The organism is Shinella sp. G-2 (assembly GCF_050172695.1).
GTDB lineage: Bacteria > Pseudomonadota > Alphaproteobacteria > Rhizobiales > Rhizobiaceae > Shinella.
Genome location: NZ_JBBEYH010000018.1, coordinates 78,057 through 99,862 on the forward strand (window position 1 = coordinate 78,057; position 21,806 = coordinate 99,862).

The 21,806-nt window shown below is 66.8% G+C and carries 23 protein-coding genes; 16 read left to right on the forward strand and 7 right to left on the reverse strand.

Going from position 1 to position 21,806, the window contains the following annotated elements:
* Positions 1 to 47 precede the first annotated feature (47 nt).
* Positions 48 to 548 carry a hypothetical protein gene (locus V8U06_RS21485; protein ID WP_427142433.1) on the reverse strand — a complete coding sequence of 167 codons (501 nt, stop codon included), beginning with the start codon at positions 546 to 548 and terminating at the stop codon, positions 48 to 50.
* 396 nt (positions 549 to 944) lie between these two features.
* Positions 945 to 1,361 carry a hypothetical protein gene (locus V8U06_RS21490; protein ID WP_427142434.1) on the reverse strand — a complete coding sequence of 139 codons (417 nt, stop codon included), beginning with the start codon at positions 1,359 to 1,361 and terminating at the stop codon, positions 945 to 947.
* Positions 1,362 to 1,634: 273 nt separating this feature from the next.
* Between V8U06_RS21490 and V8U06_RS21495 the strand changes: the two genes are divergently transcribed.
* Positions 1,635 to 1,784 carry a DUF1127 domain-containing protein gene (locus V8U06_RS21495; RefSeq protein WP_226923082.1) on the forward strand — a complete coding sequence of 50 codons (150 nt, stop codon included), beginning with the start codon at positions 1,635 to 1,637 and terminating at the stop codon, positions 1,782 to 1,784.
* A 168-nt stretch (positions 1,785 to 1,952) separates the two neighbouring features.
* On the opposite strand, the gene V8U06_RS21500 is transcribed toward V8U06_RS21495, so the two are convergent.
* Positions 1,953 to 2,945: a magnesium and cobalt transport protein CorA gene (locus tag V8U06_RS21500; protein WP_371826712.1), complete on the reverse strand. Its 993-nt coding sequence runs from the start codon at positions 2,943 to 2,945 to the stop codon at positions 1,953 to 1,955.
* Between the two features lie 185 nt (positions 2,946 to 3,130).
* Between V8U06_RS21500 and V8U06_RS21505 the strand changes: the two genes are divergently transcribed.
* Complete coding sequence (locus tag V8U06_RS21505) at positions 3,131 to 3,349, forward strand: hypothetical protein (RefSeq protein ID WP_226923084.1); 219 nt, start codon at positions 3,131 to 3,133, stop codon at positions 3,347 to 3,349.
* Positions 3,350 to 3,436: 87 nt separating this feature from the next.
* Positions 3,437 to 4,351: a GNAT family N-acetyltransferase gene (locus tag V8U06_RS21510; protein ID WP_427142435.1), complete on the forward strand. Its 915-nt coding sequence runs from the start codon at positions 3,437 to 3,439 to the stop codon at positions 4,349 to 4,351.
* 16 nt (positions 4,352 to 4,367) lie between these two features.
* Here the strand turns inward: V8U06_RS21510 and V8U06_RS21515 are convergent, their stop codons facing one another.
* On the reverse strand, positions 4,368 to 4,862 hold the full coding sequence (locus V8U06_RS21515) for a hypothetical protein (RefSeq protein ID WP_427142436.1): 495 nt from the start codon (positions 4,860 to 4,862) through the stop codon (positions 4,368 to 4,370).
* 170 nt (positions 4,863 to 5,032) lie between these two features.
* Here V8U06_RS21515 and V8U06_RS21520 point away from each other — a divergent pair, with 170 nt between their 5' ends.
* From V8U06_RS21520 to V8U06_RS21565, 10 genes are all read left to right on the forward strand, one after another.
* Complete coding sequence (locus V8U06_RS21520; RefSeq protein WP_427142437.1) at positions 5,033 to 6,091, forward strand: LacI family DNA-binding transcriptional regulator; 1,059 nt, start codon at positions 5,033 to 5,035, stop codon at positions 6,089 to 6,091.
* A complete protein-coding gene (locus tag V8U06_RS21525) occupies positions 6,084 to 7,106 on the forward strand; it encodes an ABC transporter substrate-binding protein (RefSeq protein WP_226923088.1) in 1,023 nt (340 codons plus the stop codon). The genes V8U06_RS21520 and V8U06_RS21525 overlap by 8 nt, the downstream gene beginning before the upstream one ends.
* 99 nt (positions 7,107 to 7,205) lie before the next feature.
* Positions 7,206 to 8,033 (forward strand): ABC transporter permease, encoded by an 828-nt coding sequence (locus tag V8U06_RS21530; protein ID WP_226923089.1) that lies wholly within the window; start codon positions 7,206 to 7,208, stop codon positions 8,031 to 8,033.
* The gene (locus V8U06_RS21535; protein WP_427142438.1) at positions 8,030 to 8,806 is read left to right on the forward strand and encodes an ABC transporter permease; all 777 of its coding nucleotides are present in this window, start codon (positions 8,030 to 8,032) and stop codon (positions 8,804 to 8,806) included. The genes V8U06_RS21530 and V8U06_RS21535 overlap by 4 nt, the downstream gene beginning before the upstream one ends.
* Entirely contained in the window at positions 8,799 to 9,827 is a 1,029-nt protein-coding gene (locus tag V8U06_RS21540) for an ABC transporter ATP-binding protein (protein WP_427142439.1), read from the forward strand. Before V8U06_RS21535 ends, V8U06_RS21540 begins: the two co-directional genes overlap by 8 nt.
* 5 nt (positions 9,828 to 9,832) lie before the next feature.
* On the forward strand, positions 9,833 to 10,750 hold the full coding sequence (locus tag V8U06_RS21545) for a nucleoside hydrolase (RefSeq protein ID WP_427142440.1): 918 nt from the start codon (positions 9,833 to 9,835) through the stop codon (positions 10,748 to 10,750).
* The gene (locus V8U06_RS21550) at positions 10,747 to 12,528 is read left to right on the forward strand and encodes an adenine deaminase (RefSeq protein WP_427142441.1); all 1,782 of its coding nucleotides are present in this window, start codon (positions 10,747 to 10,749) and stop codon (positions 12,526 to 12,528) included. Before V8U06_RS21545 ends, V8U06_RS21550 begins: the two co-directional genes overlap by 4 nt.
* 2 nt (positions 12,529 to 12,530) lie before the next feature.
* Complete coding sequence (locus tag V8U06_RS21555; protein ID WP_427142455.1) at positions 12,531 to 13,421, forward strand: DMT family transporter; 891 nt, start codon at positions 12,531 to 12,533, stop codon at positions 13,419 to 13,421.
* A gap of 34 nt (positions 13,422 to 13,455) precedes the next feature.
* Positions 13,456 to 14,754 (forward strand): amidohydrolase, encoded by a 1,299-nt coding sequence (locus tag V8U06_RS21560; RefSeq protein WP_427142442.1) that lies wholly within the window; start codon positions 13,456 to 13,458, stop codon positions 14,752 to 14,754.
* A gap of 170 nt (positions 14,755 to 14,924) precedes the next feature.
* Positions 14,925 to 16,310, forward strand: coding sequence for a TrkH family potassium uptake protein (locus tag V8U06_RS21565; RefSeq protein ID WP_371826713.1), 1,386 nt, complete (start codon positions 14,925 to 14,927; stop codon positions 16,308 to 16,310).
* A gap of 4 nt (positions 16,311 to 16,314) precedes the next feature.
* Here V8U06_RS21565 and ubiV read toward each other — a convergent pair whose 3' ends face one another.
* The 3 genes from ubiV to ubiT are packed head-to-tail and all read right to left on the reverse strand — an operon-like array spanning position 16,315 to position 18,732.
* Positions 16,315 to 17,247 (reverse strand): ubiquinone anaerobic biosynthesis protein UbiV, encoded by a 933-nt coding sequence (ubiV, locus tag V8U06_RS21570; RefSeq protein ID WP_427142443.1) that lies wholly within the window; start codon positions 17,245 to 17,247, stop codon positions 16,315 to 16,317.
* A gap of 10 nt (positions 17,248 to 17,257) precedes the next feature.
* Positions 17,258 to 18,235 (reverse strand): ubiquinone anaerobic biosynthesis protein UbiU, encoded by a 978-nt coding sequence (gene ubiU, locus V8U06_RS21575; protein ID WP_427142444.1) that lies wholly within the window; start codon positions 18,233 to 18,235, stop codon positions 17,258 to 17,260.
* Positions 18,226 to 18,732, reverse strand: a complete 507-nt coding sequence (gene ubiT / locus V8U06_RS21580) for a ubiquinone anaerobic biosynthesis accessory factor UbiT (RefSeq protein ID WP_427142445.1) — start codon at positions 18,730 to 18,732, stop codon at positions 18,226 to 18,228. The genes ubiU and ubiT overlap by 10 nt, the downstream gene beginning before the upstream one ends.
* Positions 18,733 to 18,837: 105 nt before the next feature.
* On the opposite strand from ubiT, the gene V8U06_RS21585 reads away from it, so the two are divergent.
* The 3 genes from V8U06_RS21585 to V8U06_RS21595 form a co-directional block, all read left to right on the forward strand.
* Positions 18,838 to 20,349 carry a UbiD family decarboxylase gene (locus V8U06_RS21585; protein ID WP_427142446.1) on the forward strand — a complete coding sequence of 504 codons (1,512 nt, stop codon included), beginning with the start codon at positions 18,838 to 18,840 and terminating at the stop codon, positions 20,347 to 20,349.
* Positions 20,346 to 20,924, forward strand: coding sequence for a UbiX family flavin prenyltransferase (locus V8U06_RS21590; RefSeq protein WP_427142447.1), 579 nt, complete (start codon positions 20,346 to 20,348; stop codon positions 20,922 to 20,924). Before V8U06_RS21585 ends, V8U06_RS21590 begins: the two co-directional genes overlap by 4 nt.
* A gap of 113 nt (positions 20,925 to 21,037) precedes the next feature.
* The coding region (locus V8U06_RS21595) for a HAMP domain-containing protein (RefSeq protein ID WP_427142448.1) at positions 21,038 to 21,806 on the forward strand (769 nt) is incomplete at its 3' end.

Here is a 21,806-nt window from a genome sequence, read left to right on the forward strand (position 1 = left end):
GAACCTTTGACAAAGGCTATAGGCCGCAGGCCGCAAGGGCCGGCGTTTCATTCGGATGGGCGAAGGAGAAGCGCGCGCAGGCGCGGGGCGATGGGCCGCACGGCATCGGCGAAAGCGGCGCCCTCGGCGCGTCGCGCAAGAAGCCGTCCGTATTCCTCGTCGATGGTCTTCAGCGCCTCCACCGCCCGGCTTCCGCCCAATTGCCGAAGCGTGCGGATGCCGCCGCGCAGGTCCTCATGGAGAGCTGCCAGTTCGTCCTCGCCCATGGAGGCGATGAAGCCTTGCACGGTTTCCCGGACCGCGCGGCTCCAGCTTTCGGCGGTAAAACCCGCCTCCTGGATCACGCGCCCCTCTTCGGCGTCCTGCGCGAACCAGTCCCGCGCGATCTCCTCGTCATAGGCGAACCTGCCGAGCGTCGGCGTCAGCGCGACGAGAAGGTCCGTGACCTTCTCGGCCTCGTCAGGCGTCAGGGCGGCGGCCGGGCTGGAGACCGCGGTCGCGCCGGCCCAGAAGAGCGCGGCCAGGAGCCGTCCCGACCGTCGGCGCAAGCCGCCGAGACCGCGTCCCGTCCAGCCGCCGGTCCGCTCGGTCTCCCCGCTCCGCTCCGGCAAACCAGCGCCGAAGTCTCCGGCCGGCCGCCGGCCTCCGGAAAGGAGCTGCGCTCCTGATAGATCCAACCGCTTCACGGGGCTCCCCCATATCCGTGCGGCGCGAAAGGAGCCCGCGCCGGTCGTGGGGGAAACTAGGGAGGCCGCCGTCGCCCGTCTCCGTCAGGGATGAACGACCTTTGCGCCAGATGAACTCGGCCGGGCTTTTCTGCTGGAAAACCGTCGTTCCATACGGGAAAACGGACGCAAGCCCTACCGGCGGAACGCTACCAGGACTGAAAGTGGATCGGGGAACTGCGCCTCTGCGCGAATCTTCTTCAGACGACGGAACGCCCGTCATCTGCCGCGAAACAGCCGGCGGCGGCGTGGCGGCAGCGTTTCCACCGCGGCTTCGTCCTCGTCTTCGGTAATGCCGTACTGGCGCAGGAAGGCGGCATTGTCCTTCGCCATCTGCGCTTCCATCTGCTTGTGGGCGCGGATCATCAGCGCATCGCGCGCCGCCCGGCCGGCGCCCATCGCCACGAGGTTGCCGACGCCCGAACGGTCGAAGGAGGCAGCGATGCCGGCTGCGCCCTGCATGGCGCCGAGCGCGACGGCTTCGGCCTGGAGCTGCTTTTCCAGCGCCCGGGTTTCATCCGAGTGGCCGGGACCTTCAAAGCTCGATTCCGGCGTCTGGCATCCAGCCATCAGCAGCGCGACCAGCGCGATACGGACGGCCGGATGCAGAGAGTGCCCACCGTTTTCCCTGGCCATCCGTTATGTTCCGCGCTGACATCGACACCCTCCGCGCTCCGGCGGAGGGATCGATATGGCGCGAACGCCCGCCCGCCGTCTCGGCGCCGGACGGCCAGCCTTTGCGGGAAACGAACAATCGAAGGCCTGGAGGGCACCTCCCAGCTTCGGCGCAGGCGGACCTTATGCAGCTGTCGCATCACCATGCAAAATCCGCATGGCTCCGGTGCAAGCATATGCATTTTTTCTAGGCACGGAATTGGCTATCTATTCGTCAACACAAAGGAGTTGATCATGAACGTTTTCGCAAAGCTCAAGAAGAACGTAGCCGACCGTCGCGCCGTCCGCGAACTCAGCGCCCTCGACGACCGCGCCCTTCAGGACCTCGGCATCTCGCGTTCGAACATCCAGTCCGCCGTCAAGGGCTTCCTGGTCTTCGGCTGATCCTGCCTTTATGCAGCGGGGCGCGCATCTGCCTGCCCTGCCCGATCTGACCGGATGATCCGGTCAAGATCACGACGCCCCGGCCTCATCCACCGTCCTCCCAGGTTGATCGATGAGGCCACCGTCCGACATTTCCCGGAAGACGACAGTGCCTTTTCAGAACGGCGGCTATAGCCAGCCGTTCTTGCGGAACCGCCAGTAGAGGAAGGTGCAGGTCGCGGCGATCGCCGTCAGCACGATCGGGTAGCCGTAGGCCATGCGCAGTTCCGGCATGTCGCTGAAATTCATGCCGTAGATGCCGGCGAGCGCCGTTGGCACGGCAAGAATGGCCGCCCAGGACGCAAGCTTCTTGGAGATCGCGGTTTCCTGGCTCTGGCCGACCAGCAGGCTCGCCTCGAAGGCGAAGGCCAGCACCTCCCGCAAACTGTCGATCTTTTCCTGCACCGTTCGGATATGGTCCGTCACGTCGCGGAACAGCGGATGCATGGCCAGCTGGATCTGCGAGAGGTCGGCGCTCGTCAACCGCCGGCAGACCTCGACCAGCGGCAGCGCGGCATTGCGCAGGCGCAGAAGGTCGCGGCGCATCATGTAGAGCCGCTCGATATCGCTCGCCGTCATCGGCTTGACGAGCACCTTGTCCTCGATCTCCTCGACCTCGTATTCCAGTTGCTCCAGCACGGGCATGTAGTTGTCGACGATGAAATCGAGGATGGCGTAGAGCACGAAATCCTCGCCCTTGGCCAGCGAATGCGGACAGGTCTCCCAATGCTGACGGACCGTGGCATAGGAGGTCGACGGGCCGTGCCGCACGCTGACGATATAGCCCTTGCCGACGAAGAGATGCGTTTCGCCGAAGGTGACGCGGCGCTCGATGAGTTGCGCCGTGCGCGCCACGATGAACAGCGCATCGCCATATTGCTCCAGCTTGGGGCGCTGGTGCGGATGTTCGGCATCCTCGATGGCGAGATCGTGCAGGTTGAACTGCGCCTGCACGCGCAGAAGAAGGTCGCGGCTCGGCTCCAGAAGGCCGATCCACACCACATGGCCTTCCTTGCCCGCCCAGGCGCCGGCCTCCTCGATGGGGATATCCGCGACGCGCCGGCCCGCCATATAGACGCTGGAGGCGACGATCCCGGCTTGCGCGGATCCCCGCGCCGACATGCGGCCATCATCCATCCACACCTCCCGAATGCCGGCATCCTTGCGCGCGAAGGCGCTAAAATTAACCTAGAGCAATTCCAGACAAAGTGCGACGGGCTTTTCATGCCCTCGATGCCGGCCCTTGACGCCGGCCCGACGCGCCTGCAACGAAGCCGCCGACGGCCCCGAAACAAGGAGCGAGCGCATTGGACGAGGACAGCAAGGCCACCACAGCCCTCATGATGGCGGCCATCGACGCGCCGAAGCGGGACAATACGGACTATCTCCGTGCCCTTGCCGAGGTTCGCCGCGCCTTCGCGGATGCCGAAGCGACGCTCGGGCCAGGCCTGCTGGTACGCACGAAACGCAAGAAGAAGCGCAACGGCGATCACGTGGTGAAGCTGATCTTCAAGAAAAAGAAATGAGACGCGTGTCGGGCGTGGCTCTTCTGGACGACCCGCCTGCAAGAATAAGCGAACGCGATGCGCCATGACGCGCGGACAGGAAGAGACATGCTGTACCGTCTGGACGGCTCCAACATCCTGCGGCTGAAGCCTGCAATGAAGACGCTCCTGACGGAGATGGACATTCCGCCTGCAAGTGCGGACTACATCCTGCGGCGCGTGGCGCGAACCCTGCTGCCGGGCGGCAAAGCGACGATCGCCGCCTTCGATCGCGGCGGGCGCAGGATCGGCTATACGCTCGGGATGAACGGCCTTTCCATGGCGCCGTCCTGCCGATTCTTCCTGCTGCACGCGCCTGACGCTGTCGGCGATATCGGCTTCCTGCTCGAATCCATCGTCGCGGAAGCGCGTATGGATGACAGGGTTTCCCTCTTCACCGAGGTGGAGGAAGAGGACCGGCATACCAGAATGGCGCTAGAGGCCGCAGGCTTTGCACTGTGCTTCACGGAAAACGCGGTGACGATACCCGTTCCAAGCGCCGGTGGCCCTGCCGCCGCCGAAGGGATCCAGTCCTTTCGCGATTTCTTCGGCGCACCATCGCTCGCCCGCCTCGCTTCGGTCTGCCATCTCTACAGGAGCGCCTATCCCGACGTGCCGACATCCTCCGATGTCGGCGACATTCCCGAGGAATTTTCCCTGGGCGAACTGCAGGACAGCGATGTGATGCCGGACGCCTCGTTCTTCGCGCTCGACGACGGACATCCCGTCGGCCTCATCCAGACGGTGCGACGGGGTGGCGACGATGCCGCGCCCAATATCGAACTCGTCCTCGTCTCGCCGGAATACCGGAACCGCGGCATCGGGTCGAGGCTGGTCGACGCGGCGCTCGCAGCCCTTGCCCCGCAAGGCTACCGCGAAGTCTCCTCGCTGACATGGGGCGGGAACAGCGGCATGAACGCTACCTTCGCCAGGCGCGGTGGAAAGACGGGATCGGCCTACCTGACCTATAGCTTGACGCCCTGAGGCCGCCCGGCCGGCGCTATTTCCACTCGTAGGCCTTGGCCGTGCGATAGGGCCGGCCGGTGACAAGTGCCGCAGCATCGGCGCTCGCGACGTAGGACGCGGCATCGGCCGCGTCGTTGAAGCCGACGAAGACCATCAGCATGCTGCGCGCGGCGGGCTGGCCCTTCTTGCGGTAGCTGAAATTGACGGCGCAGTGGGGATATTGTGCATCCAGCGCATGGTCCCCCTCGCCGGTAAGGGCGACGAAAGCGCCAAGGGCGAGGAAGCGGTCGATGGCGGTAAAGGCGGTGGCCTGCGAGAGCTGCCGATTGGCGCCGTTCTCGGCGGCGCGGCCGTAATAGAGGCTGTCGGTCTGGCCCTTGCGCCGCTTTGTCTCGTAGACGACGAGGCTGCCCGCCGCGGCCAGTTCCAGGCGCACGTCGAAGGTCTGGAAGCGGTCGGCGTCGCGATCCAGCTCCGCAAACAGCGTCCTCAACTCCGCAACATAATCGGCATAGTCCGCAAACGGCATCGCGCGTCATCCTTCCTTCAGATGCCGGCTCCCTAACACGGCCGCGGCGGCGGACAAACCGCTTTTCCCCAGCCTGCGGCGGGTGCCGCGTATAAGCGAAGAATAAACAATTGACAGATCGCGTTTTTGTGGTAGCGTTGATTAAACGTTTAATCACGGCGGAAAACACTGTGAAGCCTTCGCGACCGAACCTTTCGGAACTGGCGCGACACCTCGGGGTGTCGATCGCGACGGTGTCGAATGCATTGTCGGGCAAGGGGCGCCTGTCGCCGGAACTGGCCGCGCGCATCCGCGATGCCGCCAGCAGCATGGGCTATGTGCCGAGCCAGGCCGGCCGGGCGCTTCGCACCGGCCGCAGCGGCGTTCTCGGCCTCGTGCTGCCCGACATCGGCAATCCGCTCTATCCGGAGATCGCGCAGGAAATCGAGCGCGTGGCGACCAATGCCGGCTACGGCGTGCTGATCGCCAACTCTCGCGACGAGATCGCCGCGCAGGACAAGGCGATCTTCCAGCTCATCGAGCGCGGCGTCGACGGCATCGTCATCGTTCCCCGCCGCGGCACCACGGTGCCGGAAACCGCCTGCCCCATCGCCATCATCGACACGCCGAAGACGCCGCGCAACACGGTTTCGGCCGATCACTTCGAGGGCGGCCGCCAGGTTGCCCGACACCTCGCCGCGCTCGGCCACGGGAAGATCCTGCTGGTCGGTGACGACCCCAGTTCCAATGTGCAGAACACCCGCATCAACGGCATGCGCGCCGAACTCAGCGACGTCGAAACGGAGACCGTCTGGATCGTCGAGATCGAGGCAAGGCACGGCAAGGGCTGCGCGCTCGGCCTCGCGGACTGGCGCAGCCGGGGCTTTTCGGCCTTCGCCTGCGTGTCCGACCCCCATGCGCTGCGCGCCCTTACGGAACTTCAGTCCGCCGGCATCGCCATTCCGGCGGAGGCCAGCATCACCGGCTTCGACAATCTGCAATGGTCGTCCTTCATCTCGCCGCCACTGACGACCGTGAAGATGAACATGCCGGAAATCGCCACGCTGGCGCTCGACGCGCTGGTCGAAGCCATCCAGTCCCGCGAAGCCTCGGACGACACGCCGAGCCCGCCCGTCACCGCTCGCAAGGCCGCCGTGCCGATGGAGCTTGTCATCCGCCGTTCCAGTGGCCCCGCTCCGAAAGAGCAGCCAGCGGCCGGCCTTTCTCAGGAGGAGACCAAACATGCATAAGAAGCTTCTTGCCGCCAGTGTGTTCTGGCTCGTAGGCGGCACGCTCGCGTCCGCCCAGGAGCAGACGCTGACCATTTCCGTCTACGCCTTCGCCCAGGACGAATTCAACGAAGCGCTCTACAAGCCCTTCGAAGCCGAATGCGGCTGCAAGCTCGTGGTGGAGACCGGCAACAGCATCGAGCGCCTCGCCAAGCTCGAGGCCAACAAGGATGCGCCGGTCATCGACATGGCCGTCTTCTCGCTCGCCGATGCGCTGGCCGCCGCCCGCAAGGGCCTGACGGAGAAGGTCGACAATTCCAAGCTCACCAATTACGCCAAGCTCTACGACTTCGCCAAGGACCCGAACGGCGACGGCATGAGCGTCGGCTATACCTTCTACAAGACCGGCATCGCCTACCGCACGGACAAGATGAAGATCGAGTCCTGGGCCGATCTCCTGAAGGACGAGTATGCCGGCCACGTCGCCCTGCCGAACATCACCACCAACCAGGGTGGCCCTGTCCTGTCGATGATCGGCAAGGCACTCGGCAAGGATACCCCCGACCTGAAGGACGCCATCGCTGCCGTCGGCGAGAAGCGCGACGAATTCGTCACCTTCTACGTCAAGAGCTCGCAGCTCGTGCAGCTGATGCAGCAGGAAGAAATCTGGGCCGCCCCGATGGGTCACTTCTCCTGGGCCGGCATCGCCAAGCTCGACCTGCCGGTCGGCTGGGCCACCACCAAGGAAGGCGACACCGGCGACATGAACGCCATGGTGCTCGTCAAGGGCTCCAAGAACCAGGACCTCGCGCTGAAGTTCATGGACTTCTGGCTCTCCACGCCCATGCAGACCAAGATCGCCGAAATGCTGATCGACAGCCCCGCCAACAAGGAGGTCGTTCTCGCCCCCGAGATCGCGGAAAAGCTGACCTACGGCGCCGACGTCGCCAACAAGCTGACCTTCATGCCGGCCGCCACCACGCTCGACTACCGCGAGAAGTGGCTTGCCGAATGGAACACCTCGGTCGCGCAGTAAGACGCGTCCGGCTCCCTCCCTTTTCGAACAGAAGGCGGCGGGCGCGGCAGCGCGCCCCCGTCAACCCTGAACGCTGCCCTCTTTCGGTAGGAGCACAGCATGTTTCAAAATCGCGCTGAAGCCCTGGCGCTGGCTTTGCCGGCCGCCGTCTTCGCGACCGTCATCTTCCTGGTGCCCGTCGTCATCGTGCTGGCCGAAGGCTTCCACAGCCCGGCGGGCTGGACCTTCTCGGCCTATACCAGTTTCTTCTCCGAACCGCTCAACCGGCTGGTTCTGGTGCGCACCTTCAAGCTCGGCCTCGCGGTGACGCTGGTTTCGGCGGTCATCGGCTATGCCGCAGCCTTCGCCATCGTCAATCTCAGCCCGTCCGGCAAGGGCCGCATGATCGGCCTCATCTCGCTGCCGCTGATGATCTCGCCGGTGGCGCGCACCTATGCCTGGATCGTCATCCTCGGCCGTACCGGCATCGTCAACCAGGCGCTGCAGGCCGTCGGGCTCAGCGACGAGCCGATCCGCCTGCTCTTCACCGAGACCGCCGTGTTCATCGGCCTCCTGCAGCTCTTCCTGCCGCTGATGATCCTCTCGCTGATCAGCGCGCTGGAAAACATGCCGAAGGATGCGATCCTCGCCGCGCGCGTGCTCGGGGCCAACTGGTTCCAGGTGTTCTGGAAGGTCATCCTGCCGCTCACCCGCGAAGGCCTCGTCGTCGGCGGCACGCTGGTCTTCACCGGCTCGCTCACCGCCTATATCACCCCGGCCATCCTCGGCGGTTCGAAGGTGCTGATGCTGGAGACCCTGCTCTTCCAGCGCGTCACCGTCGCCAACGATTTCGTCTCGGCGAGCGTGATCGCCTTCATCCTGATCGCCATGTGTTTTGCCGCGAACCTTCTTCTGAAGCGTCTTGCGACCGCGAGGAACAAGCGATGAACCGCACCCTTTCCACCACCATCCTGACGGCGCTGCTGATCTTCCTGATCGGCCCGTTCCTCATCATCGTCGCGGCATCGCTTTCGGCCGGCGATACGCTCGCCTTCCCGCCGCAGGGCCTGTCGCTGCGCTGGATCCTGAAGGTCTTCACCGTCGAGAGCTTCCGCGACAGTTTCATCATGTCGATGATCCTCGCCGTCGGCGGCACCTTCGTGGCGCTCCTGCTCGGCGTGCCCGCAGCCTATGCGCTGTCGCGCTACAAGCTGCCGTTCGGCGAGGTGGTCAACACCATCGTCACGCTGCCGATCATCGTGCCGGGCATCATCGTCGGCCTCGCGCTCCTGCGCTATCTCGTCGTGCCCTTCAGCTTCTCGATCGGCCTTGCGCTGTTCCTGGCGCACACCGCGCTCGTGCTGCCCTACACGGTGCGCGTCGTCTCCTCCTCCTTCAACAACCTGCGTTCCGACATGGAGGAAGCGGCGGTGCTGCTCGGGGCGACCCGGCTTGGCGCCTTCTTCAAGGTGGTGCTGCCGAACATCCATTCGGGCATTCTCGCCGCCTTCATCCTCGGCTTCGTGACGAGCTTCAACCAGGTGCCGGTCTCCCTGTTCCTGTCCGGCCCGGGCGTGCGCACGCTGCCCATCGACATGCTCTCCTACATGGAAACCACCTACGATCCCTCCGTCGCTGCGTTGTCGGCCCTTCTCGCCCTGATGTCGATCGGCATCGTCTTCCTCGCAGAACGCTTCCTTGGATTCTCCCGCTATGTCTGATCGCGCCTTTCTCACCCTCGATAACCTGACGCTGTCCTATGGCAACTCGGTCGCCGTCGACAAATTCAACCTCGCGATCAGGAAGGGCGAGCTCGTCGCCTTTCTCGGTCCGTCCGGCTGCGGCAAGACGACGACCATGCGCTCCATCGCGGGTCTTCTGACACCGACCTCCGGCAGCATCACGCTCGACGGCGTGGACATCACCCGCGTCTCGGCCAACAAGCGCAATGTCGGTCTCGTCTTCCAGTCCTACGCGCTCTTCCCGCACCTGACGGTCTTCGAGAACGTCGCCTTTGGCCTGCGCCTCAAGCGCATGGCGGAGGCCGATATCGAGGCGCGCGTCACCGCCGGCATCAAGTCGGTCGGCCTTGCCGCGCTCTCCGGCCGCAAGCCGGCGGAACTTTCCGGCGGCCAGCAGCAGCGCGTGGCGCTCGCCCGCTCCATGGTGATGGAACCGAAGGTGCTGCTGCTCGACGAACCGCTTTCCAACCTCGATGCGCGCCTGCGCGTCGAAATGCGCGCGGAACTTCAGCGCGTGCAGAAGGAAACCGGCGTCACCATGATCTTCGTCACGCACGACCAGGCCGAGGCGCTGTCGCTTGCCGACCGGATCGTCGTGATGCGCGACGGCCTCATCGAACAGGTCGGCACGCCGGAGGAGATCTACAACAACCCCGTCTCCGCCTTCGTCGCCGATTTCGTCGGCTTCGAGAACGTCTTCGCGCTGAAGGACGGCAAGCTGGCGACGCCCGCCGGCGCGGTGGCGCTTTCCGAAACCCTGCCGACGAATGCCGCGGGCTTTGCCTGGCGTCCCTCGGGTGTCGCGCTGGGTGCCGGTCCGTTCATGGGCAAGGTCAAGAGCGTGTCCTTCACGGGCAACCTGCGCGAATACCTGCTCGACACGCCGCTCGGTCCGATCACGGCGGAGGTTTCCGCCGCCCTGCCGGTGCACGAACTGGGCACGGATCTCGCGTTCGACCTGCCGCTGAAGGCGGCCGCCCCCCTCCAGCGCTTCGCGTGACCGGCATGGGTGTGTGGATCGACACCGATATGGGCTTCGACGACATCGCCGCCATTCTCGTGGCGGCGCGTGGGCCCGAGCCCATCGACGGCATTTCGCTGGTCTTCGGCAATTCCGGCTTTGCCCGCGTCCGGCAGAACGCCGCTTCGGCCGCCGCGACCTTCGGCTGGACCTTCCCCATCCATGACGGTCGCGCGCTGCCGGTGCTCGGCCGCCTCGAAACGGCGGAAAGCATTCTCAGCGAGGCCGGCATGCTGACCGCCGGCCGCAGCCTGCCGCCGGCGCCCCTGCTGCCGGAAAGCGATGCCTTCACCGCCCTCTGCCACTGGCTGGAGATGGCGGATGGGCCACGCCGCATCCTTGCCCTCGGCCCGCTCACCAACATCGCCGCGCTGGCGCTCGCCCGGCCGGATCTTGCCGGCAAGATCGGCGACCTCACCTGGATGGGCGGCGGATTGACAGCTGGCAACCACACCGCCTCGGCCGAGTTCAACGCCTTCGCCGACCCGGAGGCGCTGGCCATCGTGCTTGCCCATGGCCTGCCGTTGCGCATGGTCGATCTCGATCTCTGCCGCAAGGTCATCGCCTACCCCGCCGACGTGGAGCCGATCCGCGCCGCGGGCGGGAAGAACGCGGACCTGTTGGCCGATCTCCTCGCAGGCTACATCTCCATCGGCACCAGCCGTGGCCGGCCCGGCATGGCGGTCTACGACCCCTCCGCCGCTGTCGCCTTCGTGCGCCCCGAGGCCGTCACCTTCACCGAGGCCCGCATCGACGTGGAGCTTGCAGGCATGCTGACGCGCGGCCGGACGGTTGTGGACCTGCGTGCCGCAGAACGCAACGCCGCCTTCGCTGCCGATATCGACGTCACCGCCGCGCGCGAGCTCATCCTCGGCGCGCTAGCCGCGGAGGCCCGGCTGTGAACGAACCCCGCGATCTCGACGACCGGACCCTGCGCAGCCGCGCCGTTGCCGCCGCGCGCGGCGACAACGCCTTCGACATCCTCATTCGCGGCGGAACGCTGATCGACATGGCGACCGGCGAACGCCGCGCCGCCGACATCGGCCTTGTCGGCCCGCTGATATCAAGCGTGCACGCGCCCGGGGAACGGCAGGATGCCGCCGAGACCATCGACGCCTGCGGCCTCTTCCTCTCGCCTGGCCTCATCGACACGCATATGCATGTCGAAAGCTCGATGATCACGCCCGCCGCCTATGAGGCCGCCACCCTGCCGCGCGGCGTGACGACCCTCGTCTGGGACCCGCACGAACTCGGCAATGTGCACGGTGTCGGCGGCGTCGACTGGGCGATCGCCGCGACGCGCCCGCTGGCGCAACGCCATGTGGTGCTCGCCCCGTCCTGCGTGCCCTCCGCACCGGGGCTGGAATTGGCCGGCGCGGACTTCCCCGGCGAGACCATCGCCGCCCTGCTCGCCCGCCCGGAAATCGGCGGCATCGCGGAGGTGATGGACATGCGCGCCGTCATCGAGGACCGGCCGCGCATGAGCGCCATCCTCGCCGCCGGCCGCGCCGCCGGAAAACCCATCCACGGCCATGCCCGCAGCCTCGCCGGCGGCGACCTGCAGGCTTTCGTCGCGGCGGGCGTCAGTTCCGACCACGAGATCGTCTCCGGCGCGGACCTGCTGCAGAAACTGCGCGCCGGCCTCACCATCGAGCTGCGCGGTTCGCACGACCACCTCCTGCCGGAATGCGTGGCCGCGCTGAACGGCCTGCCCCAGTTGCCGCAGACGCTGACGCTCTGCACCGACGACGTTTTCCCGGACGATCTCTTCGTCGCCGGCGGCCTCGACGACGTGGTGCGCCGCGTCGTGCGCTATGGCCTCGCGCCCGAACGGGCCTTGCAGGCCGCCACCCTCAACGCCGCCCGCCGCATCGGCCGCGACGACCTTGGCCTCCTCGCCCCCGGCCGCCGGGCCGATATCGTGCTGTTCGGCGACCTCGTCGATTTCCGCGCGAACCTGGTGCTGGCAAGCGGCCGCATCGTTGCGCGCGACGGCGCCCTCACCGAGCCGGCCCGGGAGATCGATGCCGCGCCGCTGCGTGCCTCCATGCACCTTGCCCCGCTCGGCGAGAACGACTTCCGCGTTCCCTGCGAGGGTACGGACGCCACCCTCGCCCTCATCGCCAAGCCGCGCTTCACCGAATGGGCCGAAGCCGTGGCGACGGTCGAGCACGGCTTCGTCGTGCCGCCCGAAGGCACCACACTGATCGCCGTCGCGCACCGGCACGGCCGGGCCGACAGCCGCCCGCGCGTCGGCTTCCTTTCCGGCTGGGGCCATTGGCGTGGCGCGCTCGCCACCACCGTCTCGCATGACAGCCACAACCTCACCGTCTTCGGCGGCAATGCGCGCGACATGGCCGCGGCCGCCAACGCGGTGATCGCGGCCGGCGGCGGCATGGCCGTCGCCGCGGAGGGCAAGGTGCTCGCCTTGCTGGAACTGCGGCTCTCCGGCCTCGTTTCGGATGCCCCGCTGGAAGAGGTCGCCGGTGCCTTCGCCGCCGTGCGCGCGGCCGCGGACCGCATCGTCGACTGGCAGCCGCCCTATCTGGTGTTCAAGGCCGTGTTCGGCGCGACGCTCGCCTGCAATGCCGGCCCGCACCAGACCGACCTTGGCATTGCCGACGGCACGACCGGCAGGCTCCTGGAATCGCCGATCCTCAGCGTGAGGACCGCCTCGTGAGCATGCCCGCCGCAGCCACGCCCAGCCGCGCCGGCCTCCTGCTGCCGATGGTCTTCGTGCCGCTCTGGTCGAGTGGCTTTGCGCTGGCGCGCCTGGTGGCGCCCCATGCCGAACCCCTTACCTTTCTTGCCGTGCGCTTCTCGCTCGCCCTCGTGGCGCTCGCGGCCATCGCACTCTGGAAAGGCGCGGCATGGCCGCGGTCCGGGCGGGAATGGCAGCAGGCGCTCCTGACCGGCTTCCTCATCCACGGCGTCTATCTCGGCGGCGTCTTCTGGTCGGTGGCGAACGGCCTGCCTACGGCGATTTCCGCCCTGATGGCCGGCATGCAGCCGCTGCTCGTCACGCTGCTCGCGCCCAGGCTGCTCGGCGAACACATGTCGCGCAAGGGCGCCATCGGCATCCTCGTCGGCGCGCTCGGCACGCTGGTCACGCTCGCGCCGAAGCTCGGCGCGACGGATGCCGGCGGCATTCCGTTCTTTCCGCTCTTCGTCTGCCTTGCGGGCGTGCTCGCCATCACCCTCGGCTCGATCTATGTGAAGCGCAGCCCGATTGCCGCCGACCCGCTCACCAACACCGCCGCGCAGTATATCGGCGCGCTGGTGCCGACGGCGCTCGTCGTGCCCTTCGTCGGCGGCCCGGTCTTCGACACATCGGCCGTGCCGCTGTGGGTCGGCCTTGCCTGGGCGGTCTTCGGCATGTCCATCGGCGCGATCCTGCTGCTCCTGCACATGATCCGCGCGGGTGCGCTGTCGAAAGTGTCCTCGCTGTTCTTTCTTGTGCCCGGCGTTTCGGCGCTGATGGCCTGGATCGGCTTCGGCGAAAGCCTGACCCTCATGCAGGTTGCCGGCCTTTCCGTCGCCACCATCGGCGTTTCGCTCGCCAGCCGCGGCTGATGCGGCTAACTGATTGCCTGACCGGAGACTGCCCATGACCACCCTTGCCGAGATGATCGCCGCCAGCAACGCCCCCGCCGTGGTCGTGCGCCGCGACCTGCATCGCTATCCGGAAACGGCGTTCCTGGAATATCGCACCGCCTCGCGCATCGCCGCTCTGCTCGACAGCCTCGGCTTTGCCGTGCGGACCGGCCGCGATGTCATGGACTACGACACGGTGATCGACCCGCCCTCGGCGGAAAAGGTGGCCGAGGCGAAGACGGCGGCGCTCGCCGCCGGTGGCGATCCCCTCTGGATGGACCGCATGCCCGATGGCCTGACCGGTATCGTCGCCGACTATCGTTTCGGCGAAGGCCCCGTCGTCGCCTTCCGCTTCGACATGGACGCCCTGCCGGTCAGCGAGACGGACGCAGCCGGCCACGGGCCGAATGCCGAGGACTACCGTTCCCGCTTTGACGGTCGCATGCATGCCTGCGGCCATGACGGCCATGTCGGCATCGGCCTGGCGCTCGCCCGCCGGATCGCGCAGGAGAAGAACCTTTCCGGCACGGTGCGGCTGATCTTCCAGCCGGCGGAAGAAAGTGCGCGCGGCGCCGCGCCCATGGTGGCGGGCGGCGCGGTTGAGGGCGTGGACTACCTCTTTGTCGGCCATCTCGGCTGCTTCCTGCCCTCGGGCAAGGTGGCCGCGAGCGCCACCGGCTTCCTGTTCTCCAGCCGCTTCGCGGTGACCTTCCGCGGCGCCGTCGCCCATGCGGCGATGGGCCCGCAGGAGGGGCGCAACGCCCTGCTCGCCGGCGCGGCGGCGGCGCTCGGCCTGCATGGCATCTCGCGCTTTGCCGGCGCAGAAACCTTCGTCAATGTCGGCGTGCTGCGCGCCGGCACGGCATTCAACATCGTCGCCGACACCTGCGAAATGCTGGTGGAGGTGCGCGCCAACAGCGGCGACGCCCACGACTACATGGTCGAACGCCTCTCCGCCGTGCTCGACGGCGCAGCCGCCATGCACCAGTGCACGGTGGAGCGCGTGCGCAAGGGCCATATGCCCGGCAACGAGAACAGTCCGGAGGCCGTCGCCCTCATCGCCGAGGCCGCGAGCACCCTCTCCGGCGTGACGGAAGTCCTGCCGGAATGGTCGATCGGCGGCGGCGACGACGCTTGCCTGATGATCCGCAAGGTGCGCGAGACCGGCGGCATCGCCGCCTATTGCATCATCGGCAGCGACATACCCGCCGTGCACCATGCCGCCGATTTCGATATCGACGAGGCCTCGCTGGAAACCGGCGTCGCGCTCTTCGCCAATGTCGCGCGCCGCCTGCTCGGCCCGGCCGGATAGCCACCGGGATTTTCGAGGAGCGACCGGCAGCGTCTTGAGGTCGGCCGGCGCAAGGGCTATTGCATGCGCAACGGCCCATGCCGGCTTCCAGGACACGCCCCGTGAACCCCACGATCTACCGCGCCGCCCTTCATATTTCCGCGCTCTGCGGCCTGTATCTGTCGGCCGCGATGCTGGTCCCGGCTTTCGTGGATCTCTATTACGGCCATCGCGACTGGAAGGTCTTCGCGCTGTCGGCCGCCTTCGTCGGCGGCCTGTCGCTGCTCACGATGGCGGCGACGCGCGCCGGGCCGCCACCCTTCAGCAAGAAGATGGGCTTCCTTTTGGTCAACCTGCTCTGGGCGGTCTTTTCGCTGGTCGGAGCGGTGCCCTTCCTGTTCTCCTCGCTGGAGATGAACTTCGCCAAGTCTCTGTTCGAGTCCGTTTCGGCCATCACCACGACCGGCTCGACGGTTATCGCCGGCCTCGATCATGCCCCGCCCGGCATCCTGATGTGGCGCTCGCTACTGCACTGGCTCGGCGGCATCGGCATCGTGGCGCTCGGCCTCTTCGTCATGCCCTATCTGCGCGTCGGCGGAATGTCCTTCTTCAAGATGGAATCCTCCGACACCAACGACAAGCCCTTCGCCCGCATCGCCAGCTTCACCCGCGCCTTCATCTTCATCTATGTGGTGATCACGATCGCCTGCACGATCACCTTCGCAGCGCTCGGCATGAGCCGCTTCGATGCCGTCAACCATGCCATGGCGACGGTGGCGACCGGCGGATTCTCGACCCACGACACGTCCTTTGCCTATTTCAACAGCCTGCCGTTGCTGTGGGCCGGCACGTTCTTCATGACGCTGTGCAGCCTGCCCTTCTCGATCCTCATCGTCTTCATGGTGCGCGGCCGGCTGGATGCGCTGCGCGACCCGCAGATCGCGGTCTTCCTCGGCTATCTCACCGCCTTTTCGCTCGCCATCGCCGTCTATCACCGCATCCAGAACGGCGTGCCGTTCCATGAGGCCCTCGCCCATTCCTTCTTCACGGTCTCGACGATCCTGTCGACCACCGGCTATGCCAGCGAGGACTATACGCTCTGGGGGCCGTTCGTGGTGACGATGGCCTTCTTCATGACCTTCATGGGCGGCTGTTCCGGCTCGACCGCCGGCGGCATCAAGGCCTACCGCTTCATCATCCTCTTCAACTCGATCCGCACCGGCCTCTACAAGCTCATCTATCCGAACGGTATCCACGCCGTGCGCTATGGCGGCATGGTCGTCGATCCCGAACTGCAGCGCACCGTCATCCTCTTCTTCATAACCTATCTTCTCCTATGGGCCGGCGGCAGCGTGGCGATGACGGCCCTCGGCTATGACCTGCTCACCGCGGCCTCCGCGGTCATAACGGCGCTTTCCAATGTCGGCCCGGGCCTTGGCCCCATCGTCGGTCCGGCCGGCAATTTCTCGACGATCTCCGACCCCGCGCTCTATCTCCTGACCCTCATGATGCTGCTCGGCCGTCTCGAGGTCCTGACCGTACTCGTGGTGCTGACCCCGCTGTTCTGGCGGCAGTAGGCGGTCAACCGTGTCCCAGCGCCGCCGCCCGGCCGCGCGAGACCCAGGCCGCGCCCTCCTGCTGGTGCAGGAAACCGTTGGAGAAACGCACGCCCGGATAGATCCGGGCCAGCTCCGCCAGCGCCTCCTCCCCGTCGATCCGCCCGTCCAGCCGCGCGCGATAGAGACGCGCCACCGCAGCCATGTCGCAATCCTGCGGGGAGAGACGGATGCGCGAGAGCCCGGCCGCGACCAGCGGCGCAAGATCGTCCAGCAGCACGGCGCAACTGCTGGACAGCGTCTGCACGCCGTTCAGCACGAGGAAGGATTGCCGGTCGAGCGTGCCGAGCGGCAGGCCGTCCGGGTCGTCGCCACAGATGAACTGGCAATTGTCCTTGGTCAGTCCCTTGGAGCGGGCATGGGCGCAGCGGGCGGAAATGGCGAGCGGCATGCGGCCGAAGGCGAAAAGCTCGAAGGAAAAATCCGGCATCGCCGCCAGCATCTCCAGGATCGACGCCGCCGGCAGTTCCGGCGGCAGGCAGATATTGTCCGCCCCCCGCGCCGCCAGCAGCCGGGCCGTCGCGGCATTGTAGACATTGACCAGCGGCCCGATGGAATGCGGCCGCCCCTTGAGAAGCCAGAGCGCGGAAAGATCGTTCGCTTCGACGGGGTGTTCGCTTGCGGCGATGAGGTCGCGGACATGGCGGCTTTCCCGCTCGAGCGTCACCATGGCGAGCGTGGAAAGCGTCACGCGCTTTCCCGCCGCCTCGAGCCGTTCGACCACCTCGCCGATATGCGGTTCGCTGAAATGCTGGCGCTTGGAACAGACCGTCTCGCCGAGCGTGACATGGTCGATCGACGCCTCGTCGGCGATGCGGAAATAGAAGTCCCGCCATTTCGGTCCATCCCAGAGGAAGTAGACCGGGCCGAGGCTGAGAGCCGGTATCCTGGTTTGCATGCCGCGTCTCCTATCGCCAGCGTTTGTCATAGGCGCCGGCGGTGGTGCGCTGGCCCTCGCTCATTGCCCGCAGCCGGGCAAGAAGCGCCGTTCGCTCCTTCGGCGGCGCGTCGAGCGCCCGCTTCAGCGAGGACACCACCTCGGCCACATAGGCCTTGCCGCGCTGGCGCCCCTCGATCTTGAGCGCCGAGACGCCGGCCTCCCGCAGCGCGTCGATCTGCTCGACCACGTCGAGCGAGACCGGATCCTCGAAGGCATAACCTTCCGCGCCGCCCACCTCGAACCGGCCCTTGCAGAGCGTGGGATAACCGGAAGCCTCGCCGGGCCCGAAACGGTTGATCGTATAGGCGCCAAGTTCGGAAACGAGGTTTTCCCCCTCCTGCCGGTAGCGCACATGGCTTGCCGGCGAGCAGACGCCGTTCATGTTGGGCGACTTGCCGGTGGCATAGGAGGAAAGCGAGCAGCGCCCCTCCGCCATGACGCAGAGCCCGCCGAAGGCGAAGACCTCGACCTCGCAGTCGATCTGCCGCGTCAGCCGGGCGATGTCCTGCACGGTCAGCACGCGCGGCAGCACGACGCGTTTCGCCCCAAAGGCCTCGACGAGGAAGCGGATGGCATCCGGGTTGGAGGCGGAAGCCTGGACGGAGACGTGCAGACGCTGGAGCGGATGTCTTTCCGCCACATAGGCCATCAGGCCGAAATCGGCGAGGATCAGGGCATCCGCGCCCATGCCCGCCGCATCGTCGGCAGCCGAATACCACAGCGCCTCCGCGCCCGCCCGCATGAAGGTGTTGAGCGCCACGAAGGTCTGCACGTTCCGGGCACGGGCGAAGGCGATGGACTGGCGCATCTCCTCGCGGCTGAAATTGAGGCCGGGGAAGTTTCTGGCGTTCGTCTCGTCACGGAAGCCGCAATAGACGGCGTCGGCGCCGGCTTCCACCGCCTCGCGGAAGGCGGCGGGCGTGCCGGCGGGGCAGATCAGTTCCATGTCGCATGCCTTTCTGCAAGCGCCCGGCTGCGGATGGAACGCGCCGCGCCCGCCACCAGCGCCGAGAACGGCCCGGCCAGCGTGCCGAGCGTCGACGGCAGATCGATGGCGCTGTCGTCAAGCGCATTGCGCAAGGCCAGCATGGCCTCCATGTCGCCGGTGACGGAGAGGTCGCGCGAAAAGAACAGCGCATCCGCATCGCACCGCCCTTCCAGAAGACCGAGCAGCAGCACGAGCGGCCCGGTCATCGCGGCGTCGGCAACGGGCGGGTGTCCACGCGAAACGGTAAGCTGGCGCGTTTCCGGCACGACGATGAAGTGCAGCGGCAGGTCCGCCGGCGAGAAGCGGTAGCGTGTCTGCCTGTAGTCGCCGAGCCGTTCGAAGAGATCGGGATGCGCCTTCAGCACGCTGGAGAGGATCAGCCGCGCCAGCCGCTCCACCAGCCAGAGCGGCGCGAGGTCGACGGGTTTTGCAAGGAGCGGCGGAAGGGATGGCATGCGGAAGGCCCCGGGGAAAAGATGGACGGACCCTAGGCAGGCGCGCGCCGCAAGAATTTGCGCCAGCACAAAGACCGCCACGTTTTTCCCCGGCAAGGAGGCGGCATGAAAGCCGATGTCCCCCTTCCGCGCCATTTCGACAGCCTTCAGGATTTCGTTGCCCTGCTGGAGCGGCGCGCCCGGCTGAAACGCATTCATGAACCCGTCTCGCTGGTGCACGACATCACGGAGATCCATCGGCGCGTGCTGGCGGAGGACGGTCCCGCGCTGCTCTTCGAGCGGCCGGTGGATGCGGAAGGCCGCATCCAGCCTATCCCCCTGCTTGCCAATCTCTTCGGCACCCGCGAGCGGATCGAGTGGGGCCTCGGCCTCGAGACCGGCGGCCTGTCGCGCCTTGCCGCCTTCCTTGCCGAATTGCGCGATCCCAAGCCGCCGCGCGGCCTTGGCGAAGCCTGGCGCAAGCTGCCGCATCTGAGGGCGGCGCTGGCGATGAACCCGCGCACCGTCGCCGAGCCACCCTGCCACCGGATCGTCTGGCGCGGTGCGGAGGCCGATCTCGACCGTCTGCCGATCCAGACCTGCTGGCCGGGCGAGCCCGCCCCGCTCGTCAGTTGGCCGCTGGTCATCACCCGCGCGCCGGACGATCCCGCCGACGTCAATGTCGGCATCTACCGCATGCAGAAACTGGGGCGGAACCGGCTGATCCTGCGCTGGCTGGCGCATCGCGGCGGGGCCCGCCATCATCGGCTCTGGCAGGCGCAGGGCCGGGACATGCCGGTCGCGGTCGTCATCGGCGCGGATCCGGCGACGATCCTGTCCGCCGTCATGCCGCTGCCCGACGGCATGAGCGAACTTGCTTTCGCCGGCGTGCTCGCCGGACGGCGGCAGCGCGCGGCAACCGGCCTCACCGTTCCCCTGCCCATCCCGGCCAGCGCGGAAATCGTGCTCGAAGGCACCGTCTCGGCCAGCGAGACCGCCGAGGAAGGTCCCTATGGCGATCATACCGGCTACTACAATTCGGTCGAGCCCTTCCCCGTCATGACGCTTTCGGCGATCACCAAGCGGCGGACCCCGCTGTATCTGTCCACCTATACCGGCCGCCCGCCGGACGAACCGTCGCGCCTCGGGGAGGCGATGAACGATCTTTTCGTGCCGCTGGTGAAACGGCAGTTTCCTGAAATCCGCGACCTCTGGCTGCCGCCCGAAGCCTGCTCCTACAGGGCCATGGTCGTTGCCATCGACAAGCGTTATCCCGGGCAGGCCCGGCGGGTAATGATGGGCCTCTGGTCCATGCTGGCGCAATTCAGCTACACCAAGCTGATCATCGCGGTGGACGGCGACATCGACATCCGCAACTGGCCGGATGTGATCTGGGCGCTCTCCACCCGCTTCGACGCCAGCCGCGACCTGATGGTCGTCGAAAACACGCCCATCGACTATCTCGATTTCGCTTCGCCGAAATCCGGCCTCGGCGGCAAGCTGGGCCTCGATGCCACCAGCAAGATCGGCACGGAGACCGAGCGGGAATGGGGCCGGGTGCTGGCCATGACGCCCGATGTCGTCGCGCGCGTCGACGGACTCTGGGCCTCGCTCGGCCTTGGGGCGTCGCCGGCATGAGCGGCATTCGGGTCATCGTCGGGATTTCCGGTGCGTCGGGCGCGGTGCTCGGCGTGCGCGTCGTGGAAAGGCTCGCGGCGCTCGGCGACATCGAAATCCATCTCGTCGTCTCCGATGCGGCGCGGCGCACACTTGCGCTGGAATGCGGGCCGCAGGCACTGGACGATCTTGGCGCCAGCGTCCATCGGCATCATCCGGTAGGCGATATCGGCGCGACCATCGCCAGCGGCGCCTTTCCCGTCAGCGGCATGATCGTCGCGCCCTGTTCCATGCAGACCCTGTCGGCCATCGCGACCGGCCGCGCCGATACCCTCCTGACGCGGGCGGCGGACGTACAGTTGAAGGAGCGGCGGCGCCTGGTGCTGCTCGCCCGCGAAACGCCGCTGCATCTCGGGCACCTGCGCGCCATGTGCGCGGTCACGGAAATCGGCGCCATCGTCATGCCGCCGGTGCCCGCCTTCCACCAGCGTCCCGCAAGCGTGGAGGCCATCGTCGACCACCTTGCCGCCCGCGCCATCGACCTTCTCGCCCTGCCCGGTCCGCCATTGGCCCAAAACTGGCCAGGACTGCCGTAACGTCAGTATCTGACATTCGTCAAATTACGGATAAACACGGTGCAAACTTAAACGAAATCTAACGATATCGGCCTATCCACCGGGGTAGTTTTTCCTGGATAGGCCCCCCCGCCATGCGCAATATCCCCGTTATCGGCAAGTTCCTCGTCATCCTCTTTGCCTTCGGCCTGTTCGTGGCCGGCGTGACCGCCTACAGCACCTCGCGCACCGCCTTCATCGACGCGTCCTACTCGGACCTCATGGAGCAGGATTCCACCGCGACGCTGATGCTCGCCCGCGCCAGCCGCAGCCTCGTCTCCGCGCGTTCGGCCATCGCGGACATCCTGCTGTCGCGCGATGCGGACGCCAAGAAGGCGGCGGTCGCGGACATGCGCCTGTCGGAAGGCTTCTTCACCAAGCAGATGGACAGCGCCAGCGCCGCCGCGCCGGAAAACACGCGCATCAAGTCCATCAAGACGACGGCGCTCGACGCGCTCAACGGCAAGTGCGGTTCGCTGATCGAGGCCGCCAGCGCAGCCCTTGGCGAGGCCGACGTCGACCGTACGCAGGGCGAGTTCGCGGCAACCTGCCGCCCGGCCTTCACCGCCGTCATTGCCGAGATCACCGACGAGATCGGCAAGATCACCGCGTCGGCCGAAACCCGCCATGCCGCGCTTCAGGAGACCACCAGAAGCACCATTCTGACGACGATCCTCGCGGTGGTCATCGGCCTTGCCGTGGTTCTCATCGCCGGCTTCTTCGCGGTCCGCGCCTGGATTGCCCGTCCGCTCAACACGCTGGCCGGCACCATGACCACGCTCGCCAACGGTAATCTCGACATCACCGTCGCCGAAACCGAACGCCGCGACGAAGTCGGCGGCATGGCCCGCGCCGTCCAGGTCT